We start from the raw sequence: 22,498 nt of genomic DNA on the forward strand, positions 1-22,498 counted from the left end.
TTTATTTTATTTCCGGTTCAACGACAGGCTGACGGTGGGCGTCCATGCGCCGTAATCATTGATGGTCTGATAGCTAAAAGCGCTTGCCTGACTGAATGAGCCCGCCAGCGTGACGCTTGCTTTTGGTGGGACCATCGCCGGCTGCACCGGCTTACCATCGACTTTTAAATTGATGGTGGTGAGGTAATAAGGCGTTGGGTTATTGAGCGTAATTTTGCCCGCGCGGTAGTCGCCGGTTATTTTTTTCCACCCCTCGCTGGCGCCGCTTTGCAGCCCTTCCGGGCGGTAAAAAACTTTTATGCGGTTTGCTGAGGCAAACTGCAGAGAATTGCTGGAGGCGCTTTTGGATTGCTGCGGAATGGCTTTGACCGTAATCCAGTACAGCGTTTCCCGGTCCTGCGGCAGAGATTTACCGCTAAACATAATTTTCACCACGCTCTCGGTTGCCGGTTTTAAGACATACAGAGGCGGCGTAATGACGAAATCGTTGGAGCGCCGATCTTGCTCATTTTCAACCCATGACTGGATGAGGAATGAGGCGTCGGGATGCGTATTTCTGACCTGCAGCATCGACTGGTTCGCGCTGCCGAGGTAGACCATTCGCGTTGCGCCCAGGCCCACGCCGCCGGCACAGGCTGCGGATGAGCACAGCGAGCCGAGCAGACAAATCCATGTTAATGAGCGCATAGCGTCTCTCCTGAAAGTTGAGCCTGGCCCGGCGACCCGCCCGGGCCAGAGGATTACGAATAGGTTACGGTGTAGGTGGCTACAGCGCTGGCATCGCCAGCCGTGGCGTTGCCCTGCGGAGAGTAGTATTTGGCGCTGAAGTTCAGGGTGTTCGAGCCGCTACGCAGCTCGACGGGCGCGGCGGACTCGCCAAGCCTCACGACGTTGCCCTGTTCGTCATACAGGCGAATAGCGACGTTTTGCGCCGAGCTGCTGCTGCCGTTTGAGCCGACGGCCAGGCCGTCAGCATCGGTGCTATCCGGGATGCCGGTGAAGGTTACGGAAACCGTAGTCGCCGGGATTGGGTTTTCCTCGGTGCCGGCGGAGGTATCGGCGATTTCACAATCTTCAAGGGTGATGGCGAACGCTTTTGCCGTGTTGGCTTCACTGCCCGCCGCGGCCAGCGTGGCGGTACGAACTTCACCCAGATCGACGTCAATGTTGCCACTGTTGGCGCTGATGGCGCAGGCTGAGGTCACGACGCTGCCGCTGAAATTTACGGTGCCGCCGCTGGTGGTGGCAGCCAGCGAGGAGCCCGCAGGCAGCAGGGCCGCAATGCCCAGCGCCAGCAGAGTTTTGCTATTTAAGTAAGCTTTCATTTTTCTGATTCCATAGTTTTGTTATTACGAGACTGGCTCTGAAGGCTGCAGATTTAGCTGGTTAAAAACACCAGTAAATCTGTTTTATTCCTGAGCCCGAGTTTTCTTATTGCTGAGCTTTTTAACGCGCTGACACGGCGGTATGAAAGCTTCTCTATTTCTGCTATATAACGTATATCCAACCCATTTCTCAGTTTCTTCAATATCCTCCATTCCCCTGGCGTTAGCGAAAGCGCCATTGATTTCTTTTTCGGTTGATAGCGGCTTTCCGCCACTTTTAATAAACAGGTTCGCCAGCGATAAAGCGGATCCTGTAATGAAATATAGGCATCAATATCACCGTGTACCCACAACAATGAATTCACTGCTGCGGAATACATATATATAAGTACCTCCGGGTAACTGGCTTTAATCGTTTTGATGTACGCCAGACAATCCATTCCGGTATGGTGTTTTTCTATACCTGAAATAAAAATAACGTCAATTTTGGTCATTGCTAAAAGATCGTCAAGGTGCTGGTAATCATTCGTCGATGTTGTGATTTGAATACCAGAATACATTCCTTGCAATAAGGCGGTAATGCCACAGCGTGCAAAGCGATCGCCACCGATTAACGCAATATTTAAATGATGCTGTAGTTCAAGCTTACTCGCCATGTTATTCCCTCGATTTATAATAATAATGAGGTCAGCCCGTATGCGTATGACAGGTATCAACCTGTATTCCTGTATTTTTAAAGCAATTAAGCCCTTCACTCTGTGGAACTACTATACCCCGGGAGATGACTACGTAATCTCAATTAATCTTAATTTATATTAATTGCAAAGCGTGAGGCCGTCCGATGAACCCGTTCGCCGAACTATATTGGCTTAATCGTGGACGAACGGGCCTCAGTTCCCCGCGCCGACAGGTTTTTCGTACTCCTTATTATCGTTTTTTCTCAATGCCTAAACCGCGCGTTAAGCGAAGTTCATATTTTTATTTTTCCTTTTGTATCAGTTGCTTGATGGAGGTTTTCTACGGGAGATATAGCGGCGAAGCGAATGGTCAGGGCACGGGAATCGGGCCGCAGGAAAGCGCTCTCCCGTCGGTTGAGTGAAGATAAGATCTACTTAAGAAAAGATAAGAGAAGGGCGTTGACGCCCGTCAGGCGGCGCTCGGGAACGGGGTGAGGAATGGGGTTAGCGTTTATTGTACTTCAGTTAACCTGCAGAGCAATGACAGGAAAATAAGATGTTTCGCCAGTTGCTGTGATATACAGCAACGAATTTATCGGCCATATTACCCCCAGAGAGGAGAAGGATTAATCTCTTCTCATCCATATGGTGATAAGACCTGGGTACTACCGACATGCTTTAACCGGAGATTTTTCACCGATTGTATGCACAAGCATTATATTATCAATGAAATAGTTGAGTTTCATCCTGTGGACGGCACGCTGCGCGATCTCAGCAACCCGGATCGCGTGGTGGTACTCAATTCGCCCGCAGGGCGCTGTTTATTATTATTAATAGAGCGAGCCGGCGCCATTGTCACGCAACAGGAGTGCATGGATATCGTCTGGCAAAGGCGAGGGATGCTGGTTTCACCCAATACCTATTACCAGAATATTTCTGTTCTACGCAAGGGATTGAAAAAAATTGGCTTCAATAGCGATCCGATCGTCACGATCCCGCGTATTGGATTAACATTATCCAGCGAAACTACGATAACGATTAAAGAGGTTCCGCGGCAAACGTCAGATGATGAAGTATATGATACTGCGCTTTCGGATGCGGAGAGCGTTCCGCAGGCTGAACCTACAGTGCAGCCTGTAATAGCGGCTTATTCACCTAAACGCCTGCGGTGGTGGACGAAAGCGTTATTTTTAGTTTTGTTATTCACAGGCGCAGGAATGATTAATCATAGTTTTTCCCGGGAAACTCTTTTTATCGATGGTTATTACTTTGCGGGTACGGTGGGAGAGTGCCGGGTTTATCTGACCAATAGCATCCAGACGCAGGATGAGCGGGCCAGGGCGCTGACCTACGCCGGGCAATTTAAAGATGGCTGCGTGAATTATCCATGGGTGTATATCGGCAGGTATGCTCTGCTGCCTCGAGCCTCCGTTATTCGGTGCGATCGGTCGATGAAGGAGCCAAACCGCTGCATTTCGGACTATTTTATTGAGGATCGTTAGCATGGCCCATCATCGTCAGGTGCTTTACCTGTCCTGCTTTTGCCTGCTGCTCGGCGCCGTGCTGGCGAGTTATTTTTTGTGGTGTCGCTATTATGTCGCGCCGTTCTCCTGTCGGGTGAGTTTTGTCCAGCATCATCCGGATACGACCCTCATTCTGTGGATGAATTACACCGTAGACGGGAAGAGCGGGACGCTCAGCATTAACGGTCACGTGCAGGGGGAGCCGAACAGAGTTATTAACCGTAAAATATCGTTTTTGGTGACGCGCAAAGGCCGTGTCTGGTACCTGGTATCAGAACACAATATTAAATTCCCGGACGATAACGTGCCGGATAGCTGGCTGGAAAAATATGAGCCGCTGTTTTTCGTCTACCCGGGAAAAAATATCTATATGCGTATTAATGAACAGAAAAATGGTAGCTATCTCTTTCTTTTGGGAACGCTGCCGACCTATATGTGCAGTAGCGCCACGCGTCCGGCTGCGAAAATGTAAAAGCCAACCACGGGCTGGGTTTTCTGTTTACCGCTCCTGCGCGCCTGTCCGCGCACTCATTGCGAGACGCTCTCTCTCATCACTCATCGCCAACTGTCGCCTGTAGCCGGGCCAACGCGGAGCGGTCTGGTGAGACGCTGCGCCACGGCGCGGCCGTTCTCAATGAAACCACGGGGGCGTGACGGACGTCTGGCCGCGTGCCGGCAAGTCTGATGCAGATAGCGACGGCAGTCATTCAGCGCTCTGAGGTATTAAAGCGCCTGAAAACAGAACGCCGAAATAATCCGACCGCAGCGGCTGTTGAAAATAAAAGATGAGTTATATTGTTGGCACGTTCTTTACGCCACCGGTACTTACTCCCCTTATATTGGAGATATCTGTATGAAACTATTACAACTAATCGCACTGGTTCCTGTATTACTGCTGCCAGCTGGCGCATTTGCCTCCTCAGGGGCCGCGTGGAAAGAATTTGATAAAACTATCCAACGCTCCTGCCTGGCAAAGAGCGACCTGCTGCATAAAAAGGTGACAGGACAGCGCATAGATTTTAGTGATGATGTCGGTTACTCGGCCCTCATTATTTCCGGTAAAAGAATGGATAATGGCAAATCGCAAACGATGAAATCTCTCTGTCTGTATAACCGGCAAAAACAAACTGCCAGTCTTGCTGATATGCCATGAGTCGACACCCTTCCCCCTGAAGGGCGACATTTCCTGCAGCATTCGGATCGAAGCTCCGCCGGTTTCGGCCTCTGCGGCCATCAGCCAAATTTACGCGGAAGTATCATTTTTAATATTCTCTAATCTTCTGTTTTTAAAGAAATATAAATTGTAGCGCTCCCACCTCTCCCTGCCCGGCGAAAGTTATCACAAATTTGTGAACGTTTCGGGAGGATTTGATAAGAACTTCCTCTGTAAGTTGACATCATTCCTCTTCCACAAAACGCGGGGCGATGATGTTAAACCGACGAAATTTTCTGCTGGGAGGCAGCGCGATCGCGGCCGGCGTACTGGCGGTAGGGCGCTTCCCCTCTTTGTTTGCCGCTGATGGCAAAGCGACTGCTGCCCCGGCGGGGGCAAAGTTTGCCATAACCCATAGCCCGCAGGAGTGGCAGAAGCTCCTGACGCCTCAGCAGTATTACATCCTGCGGGAGGCGGGGACCGAGAGACCTTATTCCAGCCCGCTGAACGATGAACACTGGCGCGGCACCTTCGTCTGCGCGGGCTGCCAGCTGCCGCTTTTCTCCTCCGCCGCTAAATTTGACAGCCGCACCGGCTGGCCCAGCTTCTGGCAACCGCTGGATGACGCGGTGGCAGAGAGCCGCGATAGCTCATTTGGCATGGTGCGCGACGAAATTCATTGCCGCCGCTGCGGGGGGCATCTGGGCCACCTGTTTAGCGACGGCCCGGCGCCGACCGGACTACGCTATTGCATGAATGGCTATGCGATGCTGTTTAGACCGGAAAAAATATAGCCCCCACAGTCCACAATAAGGACGCTGATTATGCTGGTTATTTTTCTTGCTTATCTTGGGGGCCTGTTGACCATCGCCAGCCCCTGTATTTTACCCGTGCTGCCGTTTGTTTTTGCCCGTTCGGATCGGTCGTTTATGCGCACCGGTCTGCCGCTGCTGGCGGGAATGGCGATAACCTTTACGCTGTTTGCCACGCTGGCTGCCGTGGGCGGAGGCTGGGTGGTGGCGGCCAACCAGTATGGTCGTGACGCCGCGCTGGTGTTGATGGCGCTATTTGGGATAACGCTGCTGTTCCCCCGCCTGGCGGATCGGATCATGCATCCGCTGGTCTCTGCCGGGAATTCCCTGTCAAACCGGATTACCGTCGGTAAATCCTCCGGCGCGGGCAGCTCGTTTTTGCTGGGTATTGCCACCGGTTTGCTATGGGCGCCGTGTGCCGGGCCGATCCTCGGGCTGGTACTGACCGGTGCGGCGCTGCAGGGCGCGAATATCAACTCCACCTTGCTGCTGCTGGCTTATGCCGCCGGCGCGGCGACCTCGCTGGCGCTGGCGCTGCTGATTGGCGGTAAAGTCTTCGCCACTATGAAGCGCTCGCTGGGGGTTGGGGAGTGGATCCGCCGCGCGCTCGGCGTCGGTATGCTGATGGGCGTGGCGGCGATCGGTTTCGGACTGGACACCGGCGTCCTGGCGCGGATTTCGACGGCATCAACCGGCGGTATTGAACAATCCTTGATACAAAAACTCTCTCCGGGCAGCGGAAAATATGCCTCGGCGCCTGCGGCAACCCCCGCCAGCGCCGTGGCCGCGGCCAGTACGGCTGATAACGGTATGTCATCTTTGCTGAGCGATGGAGGATTGGCGCCGCCGCTGACCGGCGCCGTGCAGTGGCTGAACTCGCCGCCGCTGACCCCGGAAGCGCTGCGCGGCAAAGTCGTGCTGGTGGACTTCTGGACCTACTCTTGTATCAACTGCCTGCGTTCACTGCCTTACGTTAAAGCCTGGGCGGAGAAGTACCGCGATCGGGGGCTGGTAGTGATTGGCGTGCACGCGCCGGAATTCGCCTTTGAAAGAGATATTCGCAACGTTGCGAAAGAAGCGAAAAAGCTGGGGGTCACTTATCCGGTTGCGATCGATAACGACTACCGCATCTGGCGCGCCTTTCATAACCAGTACTGGCCAGCGCACTACTTTATCGATGCCAGCGGGCATATCCGTTACGAACATTTCGGCGAAGGCGATTATGACCGCTCCGAACATGTGATTCAGGAGCTGCTGCGTCAGGCGGGGGCGAAAAATGTCGATAACAGCGTCAGTACGGTTTCAGCTACGGGCGTTGAACAGGCTGCCAGCGGTCAAAGCAATATTTCACCGGAAACCTACCTCGGCTATTCGCGCGGAGCAAACTTTGCCTCCGATAAGGTCAGCGAAGACCAGCCCGCTGATTACCATATTGCGGCGCTGCCCCTCGATTCATGGGGGCTGGAAGGGCGCTGGACCATCGGCGACGAGCATATCACGCTGAACGGCGGCACCGGCAAGATTGCCTATCAGTTCCATGCTCGCGACCTGCATCTGGTTCTGGGGCCGGGTAAGGACGGGAAACCCGTTCGCTTTAAGGTGTTGGTCGATGGCCAGGCTCCGGGCAGGATGCACGGCGCCGACGTGGCCGCCGACGGTAGCGGCACGGTGACGGAACAGCGTTTGTATCAGTTAGTTCGCGGGTCTGATGGGGTGGGGGAACACACCTTCAGCATTGAGTTTAAAGATCCGGATGTAGACGCATACGCTTTCACATTTGGTTAATACAGGTGGCTACGAAGATGAAAAAAATGACCCGTTGTATCCGTGCCGTAGGCGCTTCGGCTCTGGTGGTTAGCGCGCTGGTATTCCAGAGCGTCGCCTGGTCTGAAGCTGAACCCGCGGTAATTATTCCCGCGCCGCTGCAGGATGAGGCTCCTGGTTCGACGCGTCTGGAAACCGCCGTCCTTGCCGGCGGCTGTTTCTGGGGCGTGCAGGGCGTTTTCCAGCACGTCAAGGGCGTCACTAATGTGACTTCCGGTTATGCCGGCGGCAAAGCCCGCACCGCGTATTACGATAGCGTGAGCACCGGTATGACCGGTCATGCCGAGTCGGTACAGATCACTTTTGATCCGCAGCAGGTAACCTACGGCAAGCTGTTACAGGTTTTCTTCTCGGTCGCGCATAACCCGACGGAGCTGAACCGGCAGGGGCCGGACTACGGTACGCAATATCGCTCAGCGATATTCCCGATGAATGATTCGCAGGAGAGCGTAGCGAAGGCCTATATTGCCCAGCTTAACGGCAGCCACCGTTTCAACGCGCCGCTGGTGACTACGGTTGAGGAGCGCGCCAGCTTCTATCCGGCGGAGAAATATCATCAGAACTTCCTCAACGACAACCCCGATTACCCGTACATTGTGATCAATGACAAACCCAAAGTTGAGCAGCTGAAAAAAAACTTCCCGGCGCTGTGGAATAGCGAACCGGTGCTGGTGAAAGGTTAATGATTCCCCACCGCGTCGCCGTCAGGGGGCGCGGTTTGCCCTACGGGGCGGCATTTTTTCCGGCTAGCAGCCGGCCGACATCGGGAGAAGAGATATTTTACGACCGGCTGCTTATGTTGCGCTTTCGACCGCGGGGGAAAATTTATATCCCATTCCCCAGACGGTTAGCAGGCGCTCCGGTTCCGCCGGGTTATGTTCAATCTTGATCCGCAGGCGGTTAATGTGCGTATTGACCGTATGCTCATAGCCTTCATGCTGATAGCCCCAGACCTGATTGAGCAGTCTCATGCGCGAGAACACTTTGCCGGGGTTTTTAGCGAAAAAATAGAGCAGATCGAATTCACGCGGCGTGAGTTCCACCGGTTTGCGATCCAGATGTACTTCACGCGCGATGGGATCTATCACCAGGCCGGCAAAACGCAACATTCCTGCATCCATTTTCATGGCGCTGATCATCGCTTCCTGACGGCGAAACAGGGCCTTGATGCGGGCGACCAGCTCCAGCATGGAAAACGGTTTTGCCAGATAGTCGTCAGCCCCCAGCTCCAGGCCAAGCACGCGGTGTATTTCGCTGGAGCGGGCGCTGATAATAATGATGGGCGTATAGCGGGCCATATTACGCGCGCGACGGCAGATCTCCAGCCCGTCGATACCGGGGAGCATTAAATCGAGGATCAGCGCATCCCAGCCGCCGCTTTCCAGCAGGGCGACGCCTTTATTACCGTCATTAGCATGGGTAACGTCATAGCCCTCATCATGCAGGTGAAGGGCGAGAAGGTCGGCAATGTCGGCGTCATCTTCGACGATCAGGATTTTTTTTGCGGTTACGCCTGTCATATTTAACCCCCCATTTTCCCGTCTACTCTTGCAGCTTACACAACTCCCTCTGCTGCCGTTGAAATATCACATTTAATTTAAATTTGCGTGAGGCTTTGGGGAACAGATGTGGCGGATAGTCGGTAATGGTATCGCGGGTGTATCGACAATAACTGAGGAAAATATTATGAAAAAATTAGCTATTTTCGCACTGTCAGCCGTCTGTGCTATGGGCTCCGTGACGGTGAGCTATGCGGCAGATACGACGAGCGAAACGTCATCGACCACCATGATGAAAGCAGACCATAACTCCGGCGCGATGATGAAGGCCGATGATCATTCCGCAACCATGATGATGAAAGCTGATAAACATCCTGGCACCATGATGAAGAAGGAGAAAAAGCCTGGCGCCGGGATGGCGATGAAAAAAAAGGACGAAGTTAAAAAATCCATGTAACGGGAGGCGCTGGCGCGGCGTTTCGGTGAAAGGCACGCCGCCAGCGTTTTTTGTGGAAACGTCGCAGTTCGGCGCTGCCGAACTGTCTTGATGCGCAGCGCAATCAGTACAATAATCGCGCATATGGATGTTTCCTCCCTGAATACAGGCTGCCATGATCATAAAAATCGTTTGTCTGAGTCTTCTTTGCATCATCCTGCTCTCTCTTGGCGCCAGCCTGGCCCAGGCGATGCATCAGCGTGAGCAGCGCTCGCAGGAGGGCTGGTGGTCCGCCCGCCGTGACTCAGCGGGGCTGGCGCCCGACCCTCAGCAAAACGCCAGGCTGGCCATTGTGCAGGTCTACGCTGCGCCGACCTGGGGATGGAGAGGGGTGGTGGCGGTACATCCATGGATCATCTATAAACGCGCCGGCGAGACGGAATATAGCCGTTACGAAGTGATTAGCTGGGGAGGCGGGGAAAAGGTGCGCCGCAATCGCAACCCTCCGGATGGCTACTGGTTCGGGGCGAAGCCCCGTTTGCTGGTGGAACACCGGGGGCAAGAGGCCGAAGCCATGATTCCGCAGATTGTCGCGGCCATTGCCACCTATCCCTGGCCGGATACCTACCACGCCTGGCCAGGGCCCAACAGTAACACCTTTATTGCCCATATTGGGCGCGAGGTGCCTGCACTCAAACTGGATATGCCCGCCAACGCGGTGGGGAAAGATTTTCGCTCGCTGCTGGATCCCATCGGCCTCCCGCCATCCGGACGCGGGGTACAGGTGTCGGTGCTGGGGATTGCCGGTGTTACGCTGGGGGCTGAAGAGGGATTTGAACTCAACCTGCTGGGGCTGAACGTGGGGCTGGATTTCACGCCGTTACGTATACGTCTGCCGTTTATTGGCGGCCTGGGCGATGACAATTTGCGAAATGACCCTGCTAAATAACGCTAATGTCCACCGCGCTGGCATGGATTCGACGGCCGGATGAACGGGGACGACCCCACGGGGCCCGGGGACCTCCTTGAACGCTTGCGCTACGCGGTGATGTAAACAGATGAACGTCGCCTTGCGGGCTGCACCTGGAGTTAAACAAACATTGTTTATATCCCCTCTTGCCGGCAAGAAAGAGCGGTATTGGCATTTTTATTGTTATGTTATGACTTAAACTAGCGCCAATATATTACTCAGATTTATCGCTAGAATATTCAATTCGATAATATTTGCACTCTAAAGAGGCAAGTATTGAATTATCGCCCTGAACGCGCGGGAAGCCCGGAAACCTGATACGGCTATGCAAGCCGATATACATCCGGTAGCACTGGAGATCCGGAACCTGAGTTTTCGTTATGACGGTCAGTCTGCGCCCGTTTTCAGCAACCTGAACACCAGTATAAAACCAGGAGAAATTGTGGCGATTATCGGGCCTTCAGGTTCAGGGAAAATCACCCTGGTAAAGGTACTGTGCGGGCTGTTTGTACCCGAGTCCGGCAGACGGTACGGATATCAGGTCGCTGGGTGTCAATAATTATCACAGAATGATTGCCTGTGTGATGCAGGATGACCGGCTGTTTTCAGACTCTGTTCGAGAAAATATCTGCGGTTTCGCTGAAAATATCGATGGGGCGTGGATGGTGGAGCGCGCCGCCAGATCCAGCTTTATTCACGAAGTTATCATAAAAATGCCCGTGGGTTATGAGGCGCTGATTAGCGAACCGGTAGCAAGATTTTCTGGCGGGCAGAAACCGCGGGTTTTTATTGCACAAGCGCTTTACCGTTGTCCCGGTATTTTATGCATGGATGAGGCCATAAGTGCGCTGAATACTGAGAGTGAAAATTATGTTAATCAAGCGATAAAACATCTTAATATAACACGGATAATTATCGCTCACGGAGAAATAACAGTAAAATCGGCCGCGCGGGTAGTTTTATTGAATGCGTCTGCAGGACACGACTAAAGCAATGCTATTAATATTTCTTCGTCAAAGGCAGGTATCCAGCCTGTACTTACTTACCTGAATCATTCGATACTAAATAAATCTGGTCAAATGAAGAGGAAATGTAACACACTACTACCTGACGAGTCCGAGGCCTTACGCGATGGTAAATTTCGGGTAGAGGCTTAAGTTATTGACTTATATCAGGAATGATGAAATGGAAGACAAAAAATACAGCTGTGAATATATTGAAAGAAACAAATCCGTATCCGGATGTTTTGCTATGTTCATACTGTTTTTCGGGATAACCTTTATCCCCTTATTTTTAAGAAACGGTGCAGAACTTATGGCGCGAGGGCTTCTGATTCCGTTACTCATTACTCTGGAATTTATGTTCATTATTCCTCTCTATTATATCTTTTTCCGTAAAAGAGAAGGCATGGGGGTCGGTAGTTTTCGGCTTAAAACGTTTATGATACTGTTTCTTATTATTCTGCTTGTTCAGTATCTTTTCCCTTATCTTTTCGGGATAAATAAAGCTGAAAAGTGGTCCGAATCCCAGGCGACTCTCGGAGGATACATTTTTTGGATTAATGCCATTCTGCTAATTTTCATTGCGCCTGTCTATGAAGAAATCGTCTTCCGTGGATGCCTGTTTAACATACTTAAATTCTGGTTTCGGGGAAATATTTATGGTGCCGCTATCATCGTGTCCTTGATATTTTCGGCCGTCCACTTGCAGTATACGGAAATAAGGACGTTTATCATGTTGTTTTTGGTTTCTTTAACCCTCACGGCGGCGCGGGTGAAGAGCCGGGGGCTTTTGATGCCAGTGATTCTTCATATGCTGATGAATGCAGTAGTTACCGGTACACAGTATGCGGCTTACATACTTTTAGCCCCTCAAAGTTAATTATTTGGTGTAAAGGATTTTCGTTATGCCTGAGATATTAAATGCAACTCAGTTCCCGGTACTCGGACTACCGGCGGTGACACACTCAGCATTCCGCTGATGACGCTCGACAGCGGATGGCAGGCCGCTTACATTGAAGCAATCTTCAGTGACGGGTATGTAGCTATAACACAGGTGTATAGTACGCCTGACGAGAAATATCCGGAAGCAGCCCCGTCCGGCCGCAGAAATGCAAAAAGCCGCCTTTTGGGCGGGTTCTTTAAATAGTGGTGCCCGGCTCGGACTAACGCCGGAGGCGTTGAACGGCGCGCCTGCCGCGCCGGCCCCGCAGGGGTGAGCCGCTGGCGGCGAATAATCGAACGTAGTTCGATGGAGAGTCCGGCCGCAGAAATGCAAAAACCCAGCCATCGGCTGGGTTCTCTGAATAGTGGTGCCCGGCTCGGACTAACGCCGGAGGCGTTGAACGGCGCGCCTGTCGCGCCGGCCCCGCAGGGGTGAGCCGCTGGCGGCGAATAATCGAACGTAGTTCGATGGAGAATTCGGCCGCAGAAATGCAAAAACCCAGCCATAGGCTGGGTTCTCTGAATAGTGGTGCCCGGACTCGGACTAACGCCGGAGGCGTTGAACGGCGCGCCTGCCGCGCCGGCCCCGCAGGGGTGAGCCGCTGGCGGCGAATAATCGAACGTAGTTCGATGGAGAGTCCGGCTGCAGAAATGCAAAAACCCAGCCATAGGCTGGGTTCTCTGAATAGTGGTGCCCGGCTCGGACTAACGCCGAAGGCGTTGAACGGCGCGCCTGTCGCGCCGGCCCCGAAGGGGTGAGCCGCTGGCGGCGAATAATCGAACGTAGTTCGATGGAGAGTCCGGCCGTAGAAATGCAAAAACCCAGCCATAGGCTGGGTTCTCTGAATAGTGGTGCCCGGACTCGGAATCGAACCAAGGACACGGGGATTTTCAATCCCCTGCTCTACCGACTGAGCTATCCGGGCAACGGGGCGCATTAAAACCGATTCGCCTCGCTGCGTCAACGAAATTTCATCAAATCAACGCAGGATGGACAATCTATCACCACATTGCATTAAAAGCACGCAGCTTCAGGCGAAAAAGAGGCTCCAGGCTGCCGATAGCGGCATTGCCAGCACCAGCGCCGGCAGCATATTAACCACCGCAAACATTTTGATACCGCAGATGCGCAGCCCGGTCGCCAGCAGCAGCATTCCGCCAACGGCGCTGAAATCGGCCATCATCATCGGGGTCGTCAAGGGCATAATTAACGCAGCGCAGGCCGCCAGCGTGAGCTGGATAACCAGCATCGGAACGCTTATCGCCGCGACGGCAATGCCAAGAGAACAGGCAAAAATGGTGGCGGTGAAAAAGTCGAGGAACGCTTTGGCAATAAGAATGCTGGCGTCGCCGGTCATGCCTTCGCGCATCGCGCCGAAGATCCCGGTTCCGCTGGCGCAGAACAGCACGATAATCGCGACGTAGCTCTGAACAAAAGAGTCATGGGCGGCAACCCGCCGCTTGCCCTTCGGCGAAAATATCTGCTGGAGCTTGCCGACCAGCGCGTTGGTCCCTTTCTCCATATTACACACTTCGCCAAGCAGGGCGCCCAACAGGGTGGCGAGCACCATCACCGGCAGGTTGGCGCATTTAACCACTAATAAAATACCAATGCCCAAAGAGGCGAGACCAAAAATAGAGGTCATCGATGTGCGGATGCGCTCCGGCAATCTCTGGCTTAACAGTGCGCCAATGATGCCGCCTGACAGCACCGCGCAGGCGTTAATAAAAGGTCCTGTAACCACAGCGTGCTCCCGTTAATTATCCCTAATAAATGCATTATTATGAACCTGCCACGGCGTAAAGGCTCGTGGAACAGTGATGTGACTGCATATGTAATTCATCTTGCCTGGGTATGGCAAAGGTGACATTATTGCGCGAATTTTCTTCTCTTCAACTATGAGGCCGCCGGGATGACCACATCGCCAACGCATTGCCGCCGCGCGCAGATGCGTAAGCCGCCTCATCTTGCTACTCTTAGTCTCGATCCTCTTCCCCGCATGCGGTGAAGGCAGCGTATGCTCACTGCAGGACAACAGTAAAAGCGGACCCGGTCTGCTTTTACTGATGTCGGGCGGTCGGAGCTGGAATCCAGTCGGACCCTGACATTTCGTTGGACAAGGCATGAACGCCCTGTCTGAGGCCTTTTACTCTCCGGAAACGGGTATTCGCGCTAATGAAATCAATGCACATTGCCGCCAGCTGCGAGCTGGTCCCCCATCTGTCCACCCACCGTCGCGTGGTCGCGCTGGACAATACTGATTTTACCGATGTGGCGGCAGTCGTCATTACCGCAGCGGACAGCCGCAGCGGCATCCTCTCTCTACTTAAGCGTAGCGGGTTTAACCTGCCGGTCTATCTGCTTAGCGAGACCGAAATGGCAAAGCCGGACGGCGTCGCGGCGGTGATGACCGGCAAAGAGCAGGATTGGCTGGAGCTGGAGGCGGCGGCCTGCCGCTATGAAGACAACCTGCTGCCGCCGTTCTTTAATACTCTGACTCAATACGTCGAGATGGACAACAGCACCTTTGCCTGTCCGGGACATCAGCACGGGGCATTTTTTAAAAAACACCCCGCGGGCCGTCAGTTCTTTGACTTCTTTGGCGAGAACATCTTCCGGGCCGATATGTGCAATGCCGACGTCAAGTTGGGCGATCTGCTGATTCACGAAGGCTCCGCCAAGCACGCGCAGAAGTTTGCGGCGAAGGTGTTCAACGCCGACAAGACCTATTTCGTCCTTAACGGCACTTCGGCGGCGAATAAGGTGGTCAGCAACGCGCTGCTCACCCGCGGCGACCTGGTGCTGTTTGACCGTAATAACCACAAATCCAACCACCACGGCGCGCTGATTCAGGCCGGGGCCACGCCGGTCTATCTGGAGGCCTCGCGCAACCCGTTTGGCTTTATCGGCGGCATCGATGATCGCTGCTTTGATGAAGGCTACCTGCGCAACCTTATTCGCGAAGTGGCGCCGGAAAAGGCCGATGCGCCGCGGCCGTTCCGTCTGGCGGTGATTCAGCTTGGCACCTACGATGGCACCGTCTACAACGCCCGTCAGGTGGTGGATAAAATTGGCAGCCTGTGCGACTACATCCTGTTTGATTCCGCGTGGGTCGGCTATGAGCAGTTTATTCCGATGATGGCCGACTGTTCGCCGCTGCTGCTCGATCTGACTCCTGAAGATCCGGGCATTTTCGTCACCCAGTCGGTGCATAAACAGCAGGCCGGTTTCTCGCAAACGTCGCAGATCCACAAAAAGGATAACCACCTGCGCGGCCAGGCGCGATTCTGCCCGCACAAGCGGTTGAATAACGCCTTTATGCTGCACGCGTCAACCAGCCCGTTTTACCCGCTGTTTGCGGCGCTCGACGTGAATGCCAAAATTCATGAAGGCGAAAGCGGCCGCCGGCTGTGGGCAGAGTGCGTGGCGCTGGGTATCGAAGCGCGTAAGGCGATCCTCTCCAGCTGCAAAATGATTCAGCCCTTTGTTCCGCCGACGGTGGCCGGGCGTCCGTGGCAGGATCATCCGACCGAAGCCATCGCCCGCGAGCGGCGCTTCTTCAGCTTTGAGCCGGGCGCCAACTGGCACGGCTTTGAGGGCTATGCGGGCGATCAGTACTTCGTTGATCCCTGCAAGCTGCTGCTGACCACGCCGGGCATCGACGCGCAAAGCGGCGAATATACCGACTTCGGGATCCCGGCGACGATTCTGGCGCACTACCTGCGCGAAAACGGCATTGTGCCTGAGAAGTGCGATCTGAACTCGATTCTGTTCCTGCTGACGCCGGCCGAGAGCGCTGAAAAAATGGTGCAGCTGGTGGCGATGCTGGCGCAGTTTGAACAGCATATCGAAGCCGATACCCCGCTGGCTGACGTGCTGCCGACCATCTATAACAAATATCCGGTGCGCTATCGTGATTACACTATCCGCGAGCTATGCCAGGAGATGCACAATCTGTACGTCAGTTTTGCGGTTAAGGATCTGCAAAAAGAGATGTTCCGCAAGCGGAGCTTCCCGCGCGTGGTGATGAATCCGCAGGATGCGAACCGCGAATTTATTCGCGGTAACGTCGACCTCGTGCGCCTGAGCGAGGCCGAAGGTCGCATTGCGGCGGAGGGGGCGCTGCCGTATCCGCCGGGCGTGCTGTGCGTGGTGCCGGGCGAGGTGTGGGGCGGGGCGGTGCTGCGCTACTTCCTCGCGCTGGAGGAGGGCGTCAATATGCTGCCCGGCTTCTCGCCGGAGCTGCAGGGCGTCTACAGCGAAACGGATCCTGACGGCATCAAGCGGCTGTACGGCAACGTGCTGAAGGCATAAAAAAACGCCCCGGCGCGAGCTCGGGGCGTGGCGTGTTGTTGCCCGGCAGGCGTAGCGCCGCCGGGCTGTTATCAGGCGCTCTGCTGGACTGCGGCAGGCTGTCTGACGTGTTTGTACTTAAACAGCGCGACGAAGGCGAAGGCCAGAACCAGCGAGTATCCGGCGAAGATCAGCCACACCGGCTGCCAGTTGGTGATGCCGTCGGTGGTATACATCTCTACCACTTTCCCGCTCACCACGCCGCCGAGAATGCAGCCAAAGCCGTTGGTCATCATCAGGAACATCCCCTGGGCGCTGGCGCGAATTTCCGGTCTTACCTCTTTCTCGACAAACACCGAACCAGAGATGTTGAAGAAGTCGAAGGCGCAGCCGTAGACAATCATCGACAGAACCAGCAGCACGGTGCCGAACGGCGTTGGGTCGCCGTAGGCGAACAGGCCGAAGCGCAGCATCCACGCCACGATACTGATCAGCATGACGTTCTTAATGCCGTAGCGGCTCAGGAAGAACGGAATGGTCAGGATAAACAGGGTTTCGGAGATCTGGGAAATCGACATCATTACCGACGCATGCTCGACGATAAAGCTGCCCGAGAACAGCGGGTTATTGTCGAAGCTGTGCAGGAAGGTATTACCGAACATGTTGGTGATCTGCAGTTCAGCGCCTAACAGCATGGAGAAGATAAAGAAGATCGCCATCCGCTTGTTTTTGAACAGGGCAAATGCGTCCAGGCCCAGCATGGTGCTCCAGCTCTGGTTTTTCTGCTGGTTAGAGACCGGAATATGCGGCAGCGTCAGGGTGAACAGCGCCAGCACGACGGAGAGCGTTGCACCGATATAAAGCTGCATATGGCTCAGCTCGAAGCCGGCGAAGCTCACGGCCCACATCGCGATGATAAAACCGATGGTTCCCCAGATACGGATAGGCGGGAAATCGGCGACGATATCCATGCCGGCGGATTTCAGACGATAGTAGGAGATGGTGTTAATCAGCCCCAGCGTTGGCATATAGGCCAGCGAGTTGAGGAGAATAACCAGGAACATCTCACCCGGCGTGGTGACCTGGGCCGCCATAAACAGCGTTCCCGCCCCGACCAGATGGCATAGCGCATACACCCATTTCGCGCTGATCCACTTATCCGCCACGATACCCAGCAGCGTAGGCATGAACACGGCGGCAATACCCAGCGAGCTGTACACGGCACCGATAGACGCTCCGTCAAACTTAAGCGTCACAAACATATAGGAGCCCAGCGTAGTCAGCCAACTACCCCAAAGGCAGAACTGCAGAAACGACAATATTTTAAGCTGCAGCTTAAGGTTCATGTTATTTTCCTCACGAGTAAGCGGGGGAGCTGTTGTTATGGTTACATTCAGGACTACGATTTGATGAAATTCTATCAGCAAGCGGCATCATGTTTTGTTACCTTCCGCAAATAAATGCAATCCATATTAATTTGCAGATTAGATTGTGATGCAAATAACGTTTTCGTATGGCGCGTAGCGAAAAGGGCGCCGAACGACCCGGCTCTCGTGCGCGTAACGAGAGCCGGGTAAAGGATAAAGACCCTATTTGCGGCGGTAGGATTTCTGCGCCGTGTTGACTTTATACAGGTAGCGGCGGGATTCCCCGGAGGGGTGGCGGGTGGTGAGCGTCGAGTAGACATCGCCCGGCGTCATGCTGTTAATGATGTTGGCAGCCTGAACCTTATCGCTGGAGAAGACCCGCAGTACGCTTCCCGCGCCGCCGTTATAGGCGGTGATGACGGCGTAGCGCCGCGAGGTGGGGTTGTCGATACCGGCAAGATAGACGTTGTTCAACATCGCCAGGTACGCGGTGCCGGTATCGATATTACTGGCCGGATCGAACAGGAAGCTGCGGCTCGGCAGGCCCGATTTTCCCTGGGAACGGAAAACGTCTTTCCCGGCGCTGTGCTGGACGACCTGCATCAGGCCGAGCGCGTCGGCATGGCTGACGGCGTAAGGGTTAAAAGAGGACTCGGTCTGCATTATCGCCAGGATCAGCGACTCATCAATGCCGTACTTCCGCGCCGACTGGCGCACCATGCCGATATATTTATGCGCACGCTTATCGAGGTGGTTCGGCACCAGGTTGATGGTGATGCTGTAAATGATTCGCAGGCCGTTGCTGCGGCTTTTCAGCCGCGTCTGCAGCAGATAGTCGGCGTAACGCGAGGCGCGCCACTCCCAGCGAATCGGATCGCCGTGATTGTCCACCACCTGGCCGTACAGGAACGGCTCTTTCGAAATCTGGATATCGTCGGTATCGGAATAGAGGTCAATGGAGCCCGGATCGTCCCCCATCAGCAGCGTTTTAATGATCGTCTGACGAAGACGCCCGGTGGGATCGGTTCCGGCGAGGGTCTCGACGGTGATGGTGCCCTCATCAAAGTTGATGTGGCTGCGGGTCTGGTACCCGTCGGTATATTTAACGTAGTCTTTCGGCCCGGCGAGCAGGACTTCGTTATACCCCCAAATATTTTCGACGTTATGGGCAAACTGTCCCATCAGGATATCGAAGCCGTTAGTGTCCTTTACCCACGCTTCGTCATACCCGGCGCCCTTTTTATTCGAGCTGGAACACGAAACGAGCAAAGGCGCAATGAGCGCTAGCGCTAAATATTTTTTCATCATTCCGGGAGCGTGCGTTGTGTTGGTGGGGGCAAGAGCCGTCGGCCCTTACCGTTTTTCCTGCGGCGTATAGCCTTCGATATGCACATCTTTCCCTTCAAACAGGAACTGGATCATCTCCTGCTCCAGCAGCTTGCGGTGCTCCACGTTCATCATGTTGAGCTTCTGCTCATTGATCAGCATGGTCTGCTTGTGCTGCCACTGGGCCCAGGCCTCTTTGGAGATCTCGTTATAGATGCGTTTGCCGAGATCGCCCGGGTACAGCTGGAAATCCTGGCCATCCGCTTCGCGCTGCAGGAAAGTACAAAAAATAGTTCTGCTCATGATTCATCCTCTTTAATTCGCCAGAACGCTATACCAGCGCCCCGGCCTTCAGCTGTTGCAACAGGCGTTCCACGGGAGCCGCCAGACCGACCGACGGCGGCTGCGCTAAGTTATACCAGAGTGCGCCGCCTTCATCCATGCATGCGCCGGATGAGTGCACTGTAAGCCACATCGGTACAATATCCAGGTGGAAATGGCTGAAAGTGTGGCGAAACGCGGTCAACTGCGTCAGATTATCGGCCTTAATCTGCCGCTGTACCAGCCACTCGCGCAGCGTCTCTTCATCTTCAAACTGCGGAAAACAGAATAATCCGCCCCATAATCCCACCGGCGGACGCTGGGCGAGAAACACCTCGTCGCCGTGCTGCATCAGCAGAAAATAGCCGGTGCGTTCCGGAATAGTCTGCTTCGGTTTCTTGCCTGGATATTGAGTCCATGAATTATTGGCGTACGCCTCGCAGCCGTTATTCAGCGGGCAAAGCGCGCATTTGGGCTTCGAACGGGTGCAGACGATCGCCCCGAGATCCATCATCGCCTGGTTAAAACGCTCGACCCCTTTGGCCGGCGTGACCTCTTCGCTAATCCCCCAAAGCCGCTTCTCGACCTCTTTTTTTCCCGGCCAGCCGCTTACCGCATAGCAGCGGGCCAGCACGCGCTTTACGTTGCCGTCGAGAATCGGATAATGCTTGCCCAGAGAGAGCGATAAAATGGCGCCCGCCGTCGAGCGCCCGACGCCGGGCAGCGCGGCCACTTCATCAAAGGTCTGCGGGAATTCGCCGCCGTGCTGGTTTGCCACCTGCTGCGCCGCCTTATGTAAATTGCGCGCCCGGGCGTAGTAGCCGAGGCCGGTCCACAGATGCAGGACTTCATCCAGCGGGGCATTCGCCAGATCGATAACCGTTGGGAAACGCGCCATAAAGCGTTCAAAATAAGGGATAACCGTTGCCACCTGCGTTTGTTGCAACATCACCTCGGAGAGCCATACTTTGTAAGGCGTTTTGCCGATTTGCCATGGCAGGGTTTTACGCCCGTATTTGTCGTACCACTCCAGCACCTGGGTTGAAAATTGCGCGGCGAGAAAAGTCAAAGCTGCAGCTCCGGAATTGCGATAACAGGGTGGCAGATTGCAGCACAAGGGCGAGAGGCTGTAAACCCTTGCATCCGTCGGGTAACTTTGGATAATGCCCGTTTTCCGCACACATTCACAAGCAGACCTAACCTTTATGAAAAACGACGTCATATCTCCGGAGTTCGATGAAAACGGCCGTCCTCTGCGCCGCATTCGTAGCTTCGTCCGCCGCCAGGGCCGCCTGACCAAAGGGCAACAGCACGCGTTGGATACTATCTGGCCGGTGATGGGCGTTGAGTTCACCGGTGCGCCGCTTGATTTAGCTTCGCTGTTTGGCCGCGAGGCGCCGGTCACCTTAGAGATCGGTTTTGGCATGGGCGCCTCGCTGGTGGCGATGGCCAAGGCGAAACCGGAGCAGAATTTCCTCGGTATTGAAGTCCACTCTCCGGGCGTCGGGGCGTGCCTTGCTTCCGCTGAGGAAGAGGGTGTACAAAACCTGCGCGTGATGTGTCACGATGCGGTCGAAGTGTTGCACACCATGATTGCGGATAACTCCCTTAATATGGTGCAGCTGTTTTTCCCTGACCCGTGGCATAAAGCGCGGCATAATAAACGCCGCATCGTGCAGGCGCCGTTTGCTGAACTGGTGAAAAGCAAGCTCAAGCTCGGCGGCGTCTTCCATATGGCGACCGACTGGGAGCAGTATGCCGAGCATATGCTGGAAGTGATGTCTTCGCTCGACGGCTATCGTAACCTGTCTGAAAGCAACGACTATGTACCGCGCCCGGAATCGCGCCCGGTAACCAAATTTGAACAGCGTGGCCATCGTCTTGGCCACGGCGTATGGGACTTAATGTTCGAGAGGGTGAAATAATGGCAAAGAATCGTAGCCGTCGTCTGCGTAAGAAAATGCATATCGACGAGTTTCAGGAAATGGGCTTTTCTGTCGCCTGGCGTTTCCCGGAAGGGAGCAGCGAAGAGCATATCGACCAGACCGTAAATGACCTGATCAATGAAGTGATCGAGCCGAACAAACTGGCGTTTGACGGCAGCGGCTACCTCTCCTGGGAAGGTCTGATCTGCATGCAGGAAATCGGTAAATGCACCGAAGAGCATCAGGCCATTGTCCGCAAGTGGCTGGAAGAGCGCCAGCTTGCCGACGTGCGCACCAGCGAACTTTTTGACGTCTGGTGGGACTAAGTTTGACAAGGGTCGGCAATTGCCGACCCGCTTTGTCTGAAGGGAGCTTTATGATGCGCAAAACGCTGCTGGCGGTGGCGCTGTCCGTCACCGCTTTGACCGCGCATGCGGACTACCAGTGTAGCGTCACGCCGCGTGACGACGTGATCCTCAGCCCGCAGAAGGTGCAGGTGAAAGGGGAGAACGGCGATCTGGTGATTATGCCGGACGGCAGCCTTACCTGGAACGGAAAACAGTATTCCCTGAACGCGGCCCAGCGCGAGCAGGCTCAGGATTATCAGGCCAGCCTGCGCAGCAGCCTGCCGTGGATTGACGACGGCGCGCGCGCCCGGGTTGAAAAAGGCCGCACGGCGCTGGATAAAATCATCACCGAGCAGGTGGGAACCAGCAGCAGCATGCACGGTCGCCTGACCAAACTGGACGCGCAGCTAAAAACGCAGATGAACCGGATTATTGAACGCCGCAGCGATGGGCTGACCTTCCATTATAAAGCGATCGATCAGGTCCGCGCCGACGGCCAGCAGCTGGTCAATCAGGCGATGGGCGGCATCCTGCAGGACAGCATTAACGAGATGGGCGCGAAGGCGGTTCTCAAGGGCGGCGGCAATCCGCTGCAGGGGATCCTCGGTAGCCTGGGTGGCCTGCAAACGGCGATTCAGGAAGAGTGGAAGAATCAGGAAGCGGATTTCCAGCAGTTCGGCAAAGATGTCTGCAGCCGGGTGGTTTCCCTTGAAGATAGCCGCAAGACGCTGGTGAGTTCACTGAAATAACCTTTTC

Annotated in this window: 22 protein-coding genes, 1 tRNA gene and 1 pseudogene; 14 read left to right on the forward strand and 10 right to left on the reverse strand. The window is 54.6% G+C overall.

The genetic code is table 11. The features are described 5' to 3' along the window. Window positions 1-6 precede the first annotated feature (6 nt). Genes QFI97_RS05125 through QFI97_RS05135 form a run of 3 tightly spaced genes read right to left on the reverse strand, consistent with a single transcriptional unit; the run spans window position 7 to window position 1,981 of the window. On the reverse strand, window positions 7-687 hold the full coding sequence (locus QFI97_RS05125) for a fimbrial biogenesis chaperone (RefSeq protein ID WP_346430659.1): 681 nt from the start codon (window positions 685-687) through the stop codon (window positions 7-9). Between the two features lie 53 nt (window positions 688-740). After that, window positions 741-1,325: a fimbrial protein gene (locus QFI97_RS05130; protein WP_095099410.1), complete on the reverse strand. Its 585-nt coding sequence runs from the start codon at window positions 1,323-1,325 to the stop codon at window positions 741-743. A gap of 53 nt (window positions 1,326-1,378) precedes the next feature. After that, window positions 1,379-1,981, reverse strand: coding sequence for a helix-turn-helix transcriptional regulator (locus QFI97_RS05135; RefSeq protein WP_346430660.1), 603 nt, complete (start codon window positions 1,979-1,981; stop codon window positions 1,379-1,381). Between the two features lie 725 nt (window positions 1,982-2,706). On the opposite strand from QFI97_RS05135, the gene QFI97_RS05140 reads away from it, so the two are divergent. From QFI97_RS05140 to msrA, 6 genes are all read left to right on the forward strand, one after another. Further along, window positions 2,707-3,504: a winged helix-turn-helix domain-containing protein gene (locus QFI97_RS05140; RefSeq protein WP_095099408.1), complete on the forward strand. Its 798-nt coding sequence runs from the start codon at window positions 2,707-2,709 to the stop codon at window positions 3,502-3,504. Between the two features lies 1 nt (window position 3,505). Beyond that, window positions 3,506-3,997 (forward strand): YqeJ family protein, encoded by a 492-nt coding sequence (locus tag QFI97_RS05145; protein WP_095099407.1) that lies wholly within the window; start codon window positions 3,506-3,508, stop codon window positions 3,995-3,997. Between the two features lie 381 nt (window positions 3,998-4,378). Next, complete coding sequence (locus QFI97_RS05150; RefSeq protein WP_346430661.1) at window positions 4,379-4,678, forward strand: hypothetical protein; 300 nt, start codon at window positions 4,379-4,381, stop codon at window positions 4,676-4,678. Between the two features lie 275 nt (window positions 4,679-4,953). Further along, the gene (gene msrB, locus QFI97_RS05155; RefSeq protein ID WP_346430662.1) at window positions 4,954-5,472 is read left to right on the forward strand and encodes a peptide-methionine (R)-S-oxide reductase MsrB; all 519 of its coding nucleotides are present in this window, start codon (window positions 4,954-4,956) and stop codon (window positions 5,470-5,472) included. Between the two features lie 30 nt (window positions 5,473-5,502). Then, the gene (locus QFI97_RS05160) at window positions 5,503-7,275 is read left to right on the forward strand and encodes a cytochrome c biogenesis protein DipZ (protein WP_346430663.1); all 1,773 of its coding nucleotides are present in this window, start codon (window positions 5,503-5,505) and stop codon (window positions 7,273-7,275) included. A gap of 17 nt (window positions 7,276-7,292) precedes the next feature. Continuing rightward, window positions 7,293-7,997, forward strand: coding sequence for a peptide-methionine (S)-S-oxide reductase MsrA (gene msrA / locus QFI97_RS05165; RefSeq protein ID WP_346430664.1), 705 nt, complete (start codon window positions 7,293-7,295; stop codon window positions 7,995-7,997). 111 nt (window positions 7,998-8,108) lie between these two features. Here msrA and QFI97_RS05170 read toward each other — a convergent pair whose 3' ends face one another. Then, entirely contained in the window at window positions 8,109-8,834 is a 726-nt protein-coding gene (locus QFI97_RS05170; RefSeq protein ID WP_346430665.1) for a response regulator transcription factor, read from the reverse strand. Window positions 8,835-9,000: 166 nt separating this feature from the next. Between QFI97_RS05170 and QFI97_RS05175 the strand changes: the two genes are divergently transcribed. The 4 genes and pseudogenes from QFI97_RS05175 (at window position 9,001) to QFI97_RS05190 (ending at window position 12,100) form a co-directional block, all read left to right on the forward strand. Further along, window positions 9,001-9,270, forward strand: a complete 270-nt coding sequence (locus QFI97_RS05175; protein WP_331834867.1) for a hypothetical protein — start codon at window positions 9,001-9,003, stop codon at window positions 9,268-9,270. Between the two features lie 154 nt (window positions 9,271-9,424). Beyond that, window positions 9,425-10,198, forward strand: a complete 774-nt coding sequence (locus QFI97_RS05180) for a DUF3750 domain-containing protein (protein WP_095099391.1) — start codon at window positions 9,425-9,427, stop codon at window positions 10,196-10,198. A gap of 304 nt (window positions 10,199-10,502) precedes the next feature. Then, window positions 10,503-11,208 (forward strand): annotated as a pseudogene (locus tag QFI97_RS05185) (ATP-binding cassette domain-containing protein); the annotation flags it as partial. Between the two features lie 196 nt (window positions 11,209-11,404). Further along, window positions 11,405-12,100 carry a CPBP family intramembrane glutamic endopeptidase gene (locus QFI97_RS05190; RefSeq protein ID WP_095099389.1) on the forward strand — a complete coding sequence of 232 codons (696 nt, stop codon included), beginning with the start codon at window positions 11,405-11,407 and terminating at the stop codon, window positions 12,098-12,100. Window positions 12,101-13,012: 912 nt separating this feature from the next. Here QFI97_RS05190 and QFI97_RS05200 read toward each other — a convergent pair. Together QFI97_RS05200 and QFI97_RS05205 are read right to left on the reverse strand one after the other, a co-directional pair. Then, a tRNA-Phe gene (locus QFI97_RS05200) sits at window positions 13,013-13,088 on the reverse strand. A 105-nt stretch (window positions 13,089-13,193) separates the two neighbouring features. Next, window positions 13,194-13,907 carry a DUF554 domain-containing protein gene (locus QFI97_RS05205; RefSeq protein WP_095099387.1) on the reverse strand — a complete coding sequence of 238 codons (714 nt, stop codon included), beginning with the start codon at window positions 13,905-13,907 and terminating at the stop codon, window positions 13,194-13,196. 431 nt (window positions 13,908-14,338) lie between these two features. Between QFI97_RS05205 and QFI97_RS05210 the strand changes: the two genes are divergently transcribed. Then, window positions 14,339-16,477, forward strand: coding sequence for an ornithine decarboxylase (locus QFI97_RS05210; protein WP_346430666.1), 2,139 nt, complete (start codon window positions 14,339-14,341; stop codon window positions 16,475-16,477). A gap of 71 nt (window positions 16,478-16,548) precedes the next feature. On the opposite strand, the gene QFI97_RS05215 is transcribed toward QFI97_RS05210, so the two are convergent. The 4 genes from QFI97_RS05215 to mutY form a co-directional block, all read right to left on the reverse strand. Beyond that, window positions 16,549-17,802, reverse strand: coding sequence for a nucleoside permease (locus tag QFI97_RS05215; protein WP_095099383.1), 1,254 nt, complete (start codon window positions 17,800-17,802; stop codon window positions 16,549-16,551). Window positions 17,803-18,045: 243 nt separating this feature from the next. Further along, window positions 18,046-19,128 (reverse strand): membrane-bound lytic murein transglycosylase MltC, encoded by a 1,083-nt coding sequence (gene mltC / locus QFI97_RS05220; RefSeq protein ID WP_095099379.1) that lies wholly within the window; start codon window positions 19,126-19,128, stop codon window positions 18,046-18,048. Between the two features lie 48 nt (window positions 19,129-19,176). Continuing rightward, window positions 19,177-19,452 (reverse strand): oxidative damage protection protein, encoded by a 276-nt coding sequence (locus QFI97_RS05225; protein ID WP_095099376.1) that lies wholly within the window; start codon window positions 19,450-19,452, stop codon window positions 19,177-19,179. A gap of 28 nt (window positions 19,453-19,480) precedes the next feature. Continuing rightward, window positions 19,481-20,539, reverse strand: coding sequence for an A/G-specific adenine glycosylase (mutY, locus tag QFI97_RS05230; protein ID WP_331834863.1), 1,059 nt, complete (start codon window positions 20,537-20,539; stop codon window positions 19,481-19,483). Window positions 20,540-20,675: 136 nt separating this feature from the next. Between mutY and trmB the strand changes: the two genes are divergently transcribed. The 3 genes from trmB to QFI97_RS05245 are packed head-to-tail and all read left to right on the forward strand — an operon-like array spanning window position 20,676 to window position 22,491. Then, window positions 20,676-21,395 carry a tRNA (guanosine(46)-N7)-methyltransferase TrmB gene (gene trmB, locus QFI97_RS05235; RefSeq protein ID WP_346430667.1) on the forward strand — a complete coding sequence of 240 codons (720 nt, stop codon included), beginning with the start codon at window positions 20,676-20,678 and terminating at the stop codon, window positions 21,393-21,395. After that, entirely contained in the window at window positions 21,395-21,721 is a 327-nt protein-coding gene (locus tag QFI97_RS05240) for a YggL family protein (protein ID WP_095099367.1), read from the forward strand. The genes trmB and QFI97_RS05240 overlap by 1 nt, the downstream gene beginning before the upstream one ends. A 50-nt stretch (window positions 21,722-21,771) precedes the next feature. After that, window positions 21,772-22,491, forward strand: a complete 720-nt coding sequence (locus QFI97_RS05245) for a YggN family protein (RefSeq protein ID WP_095099364.1) — start codon at window positions 21,772-21,774, stop codon at window positions 22,489-22,491. Window positions 22,492-22,498 lie beyond the last annotated feature (7 nt).

This window comes from Klebsiella scottii (assembly GCF_036561945.1).
GTDB classification, from domain to species: Bacteria; Pseudomonadota; Gammaproteobacteria; order Enterobacterales; family Enterobacteriaceae; genus Klebsiella; species Klebsiella scottii.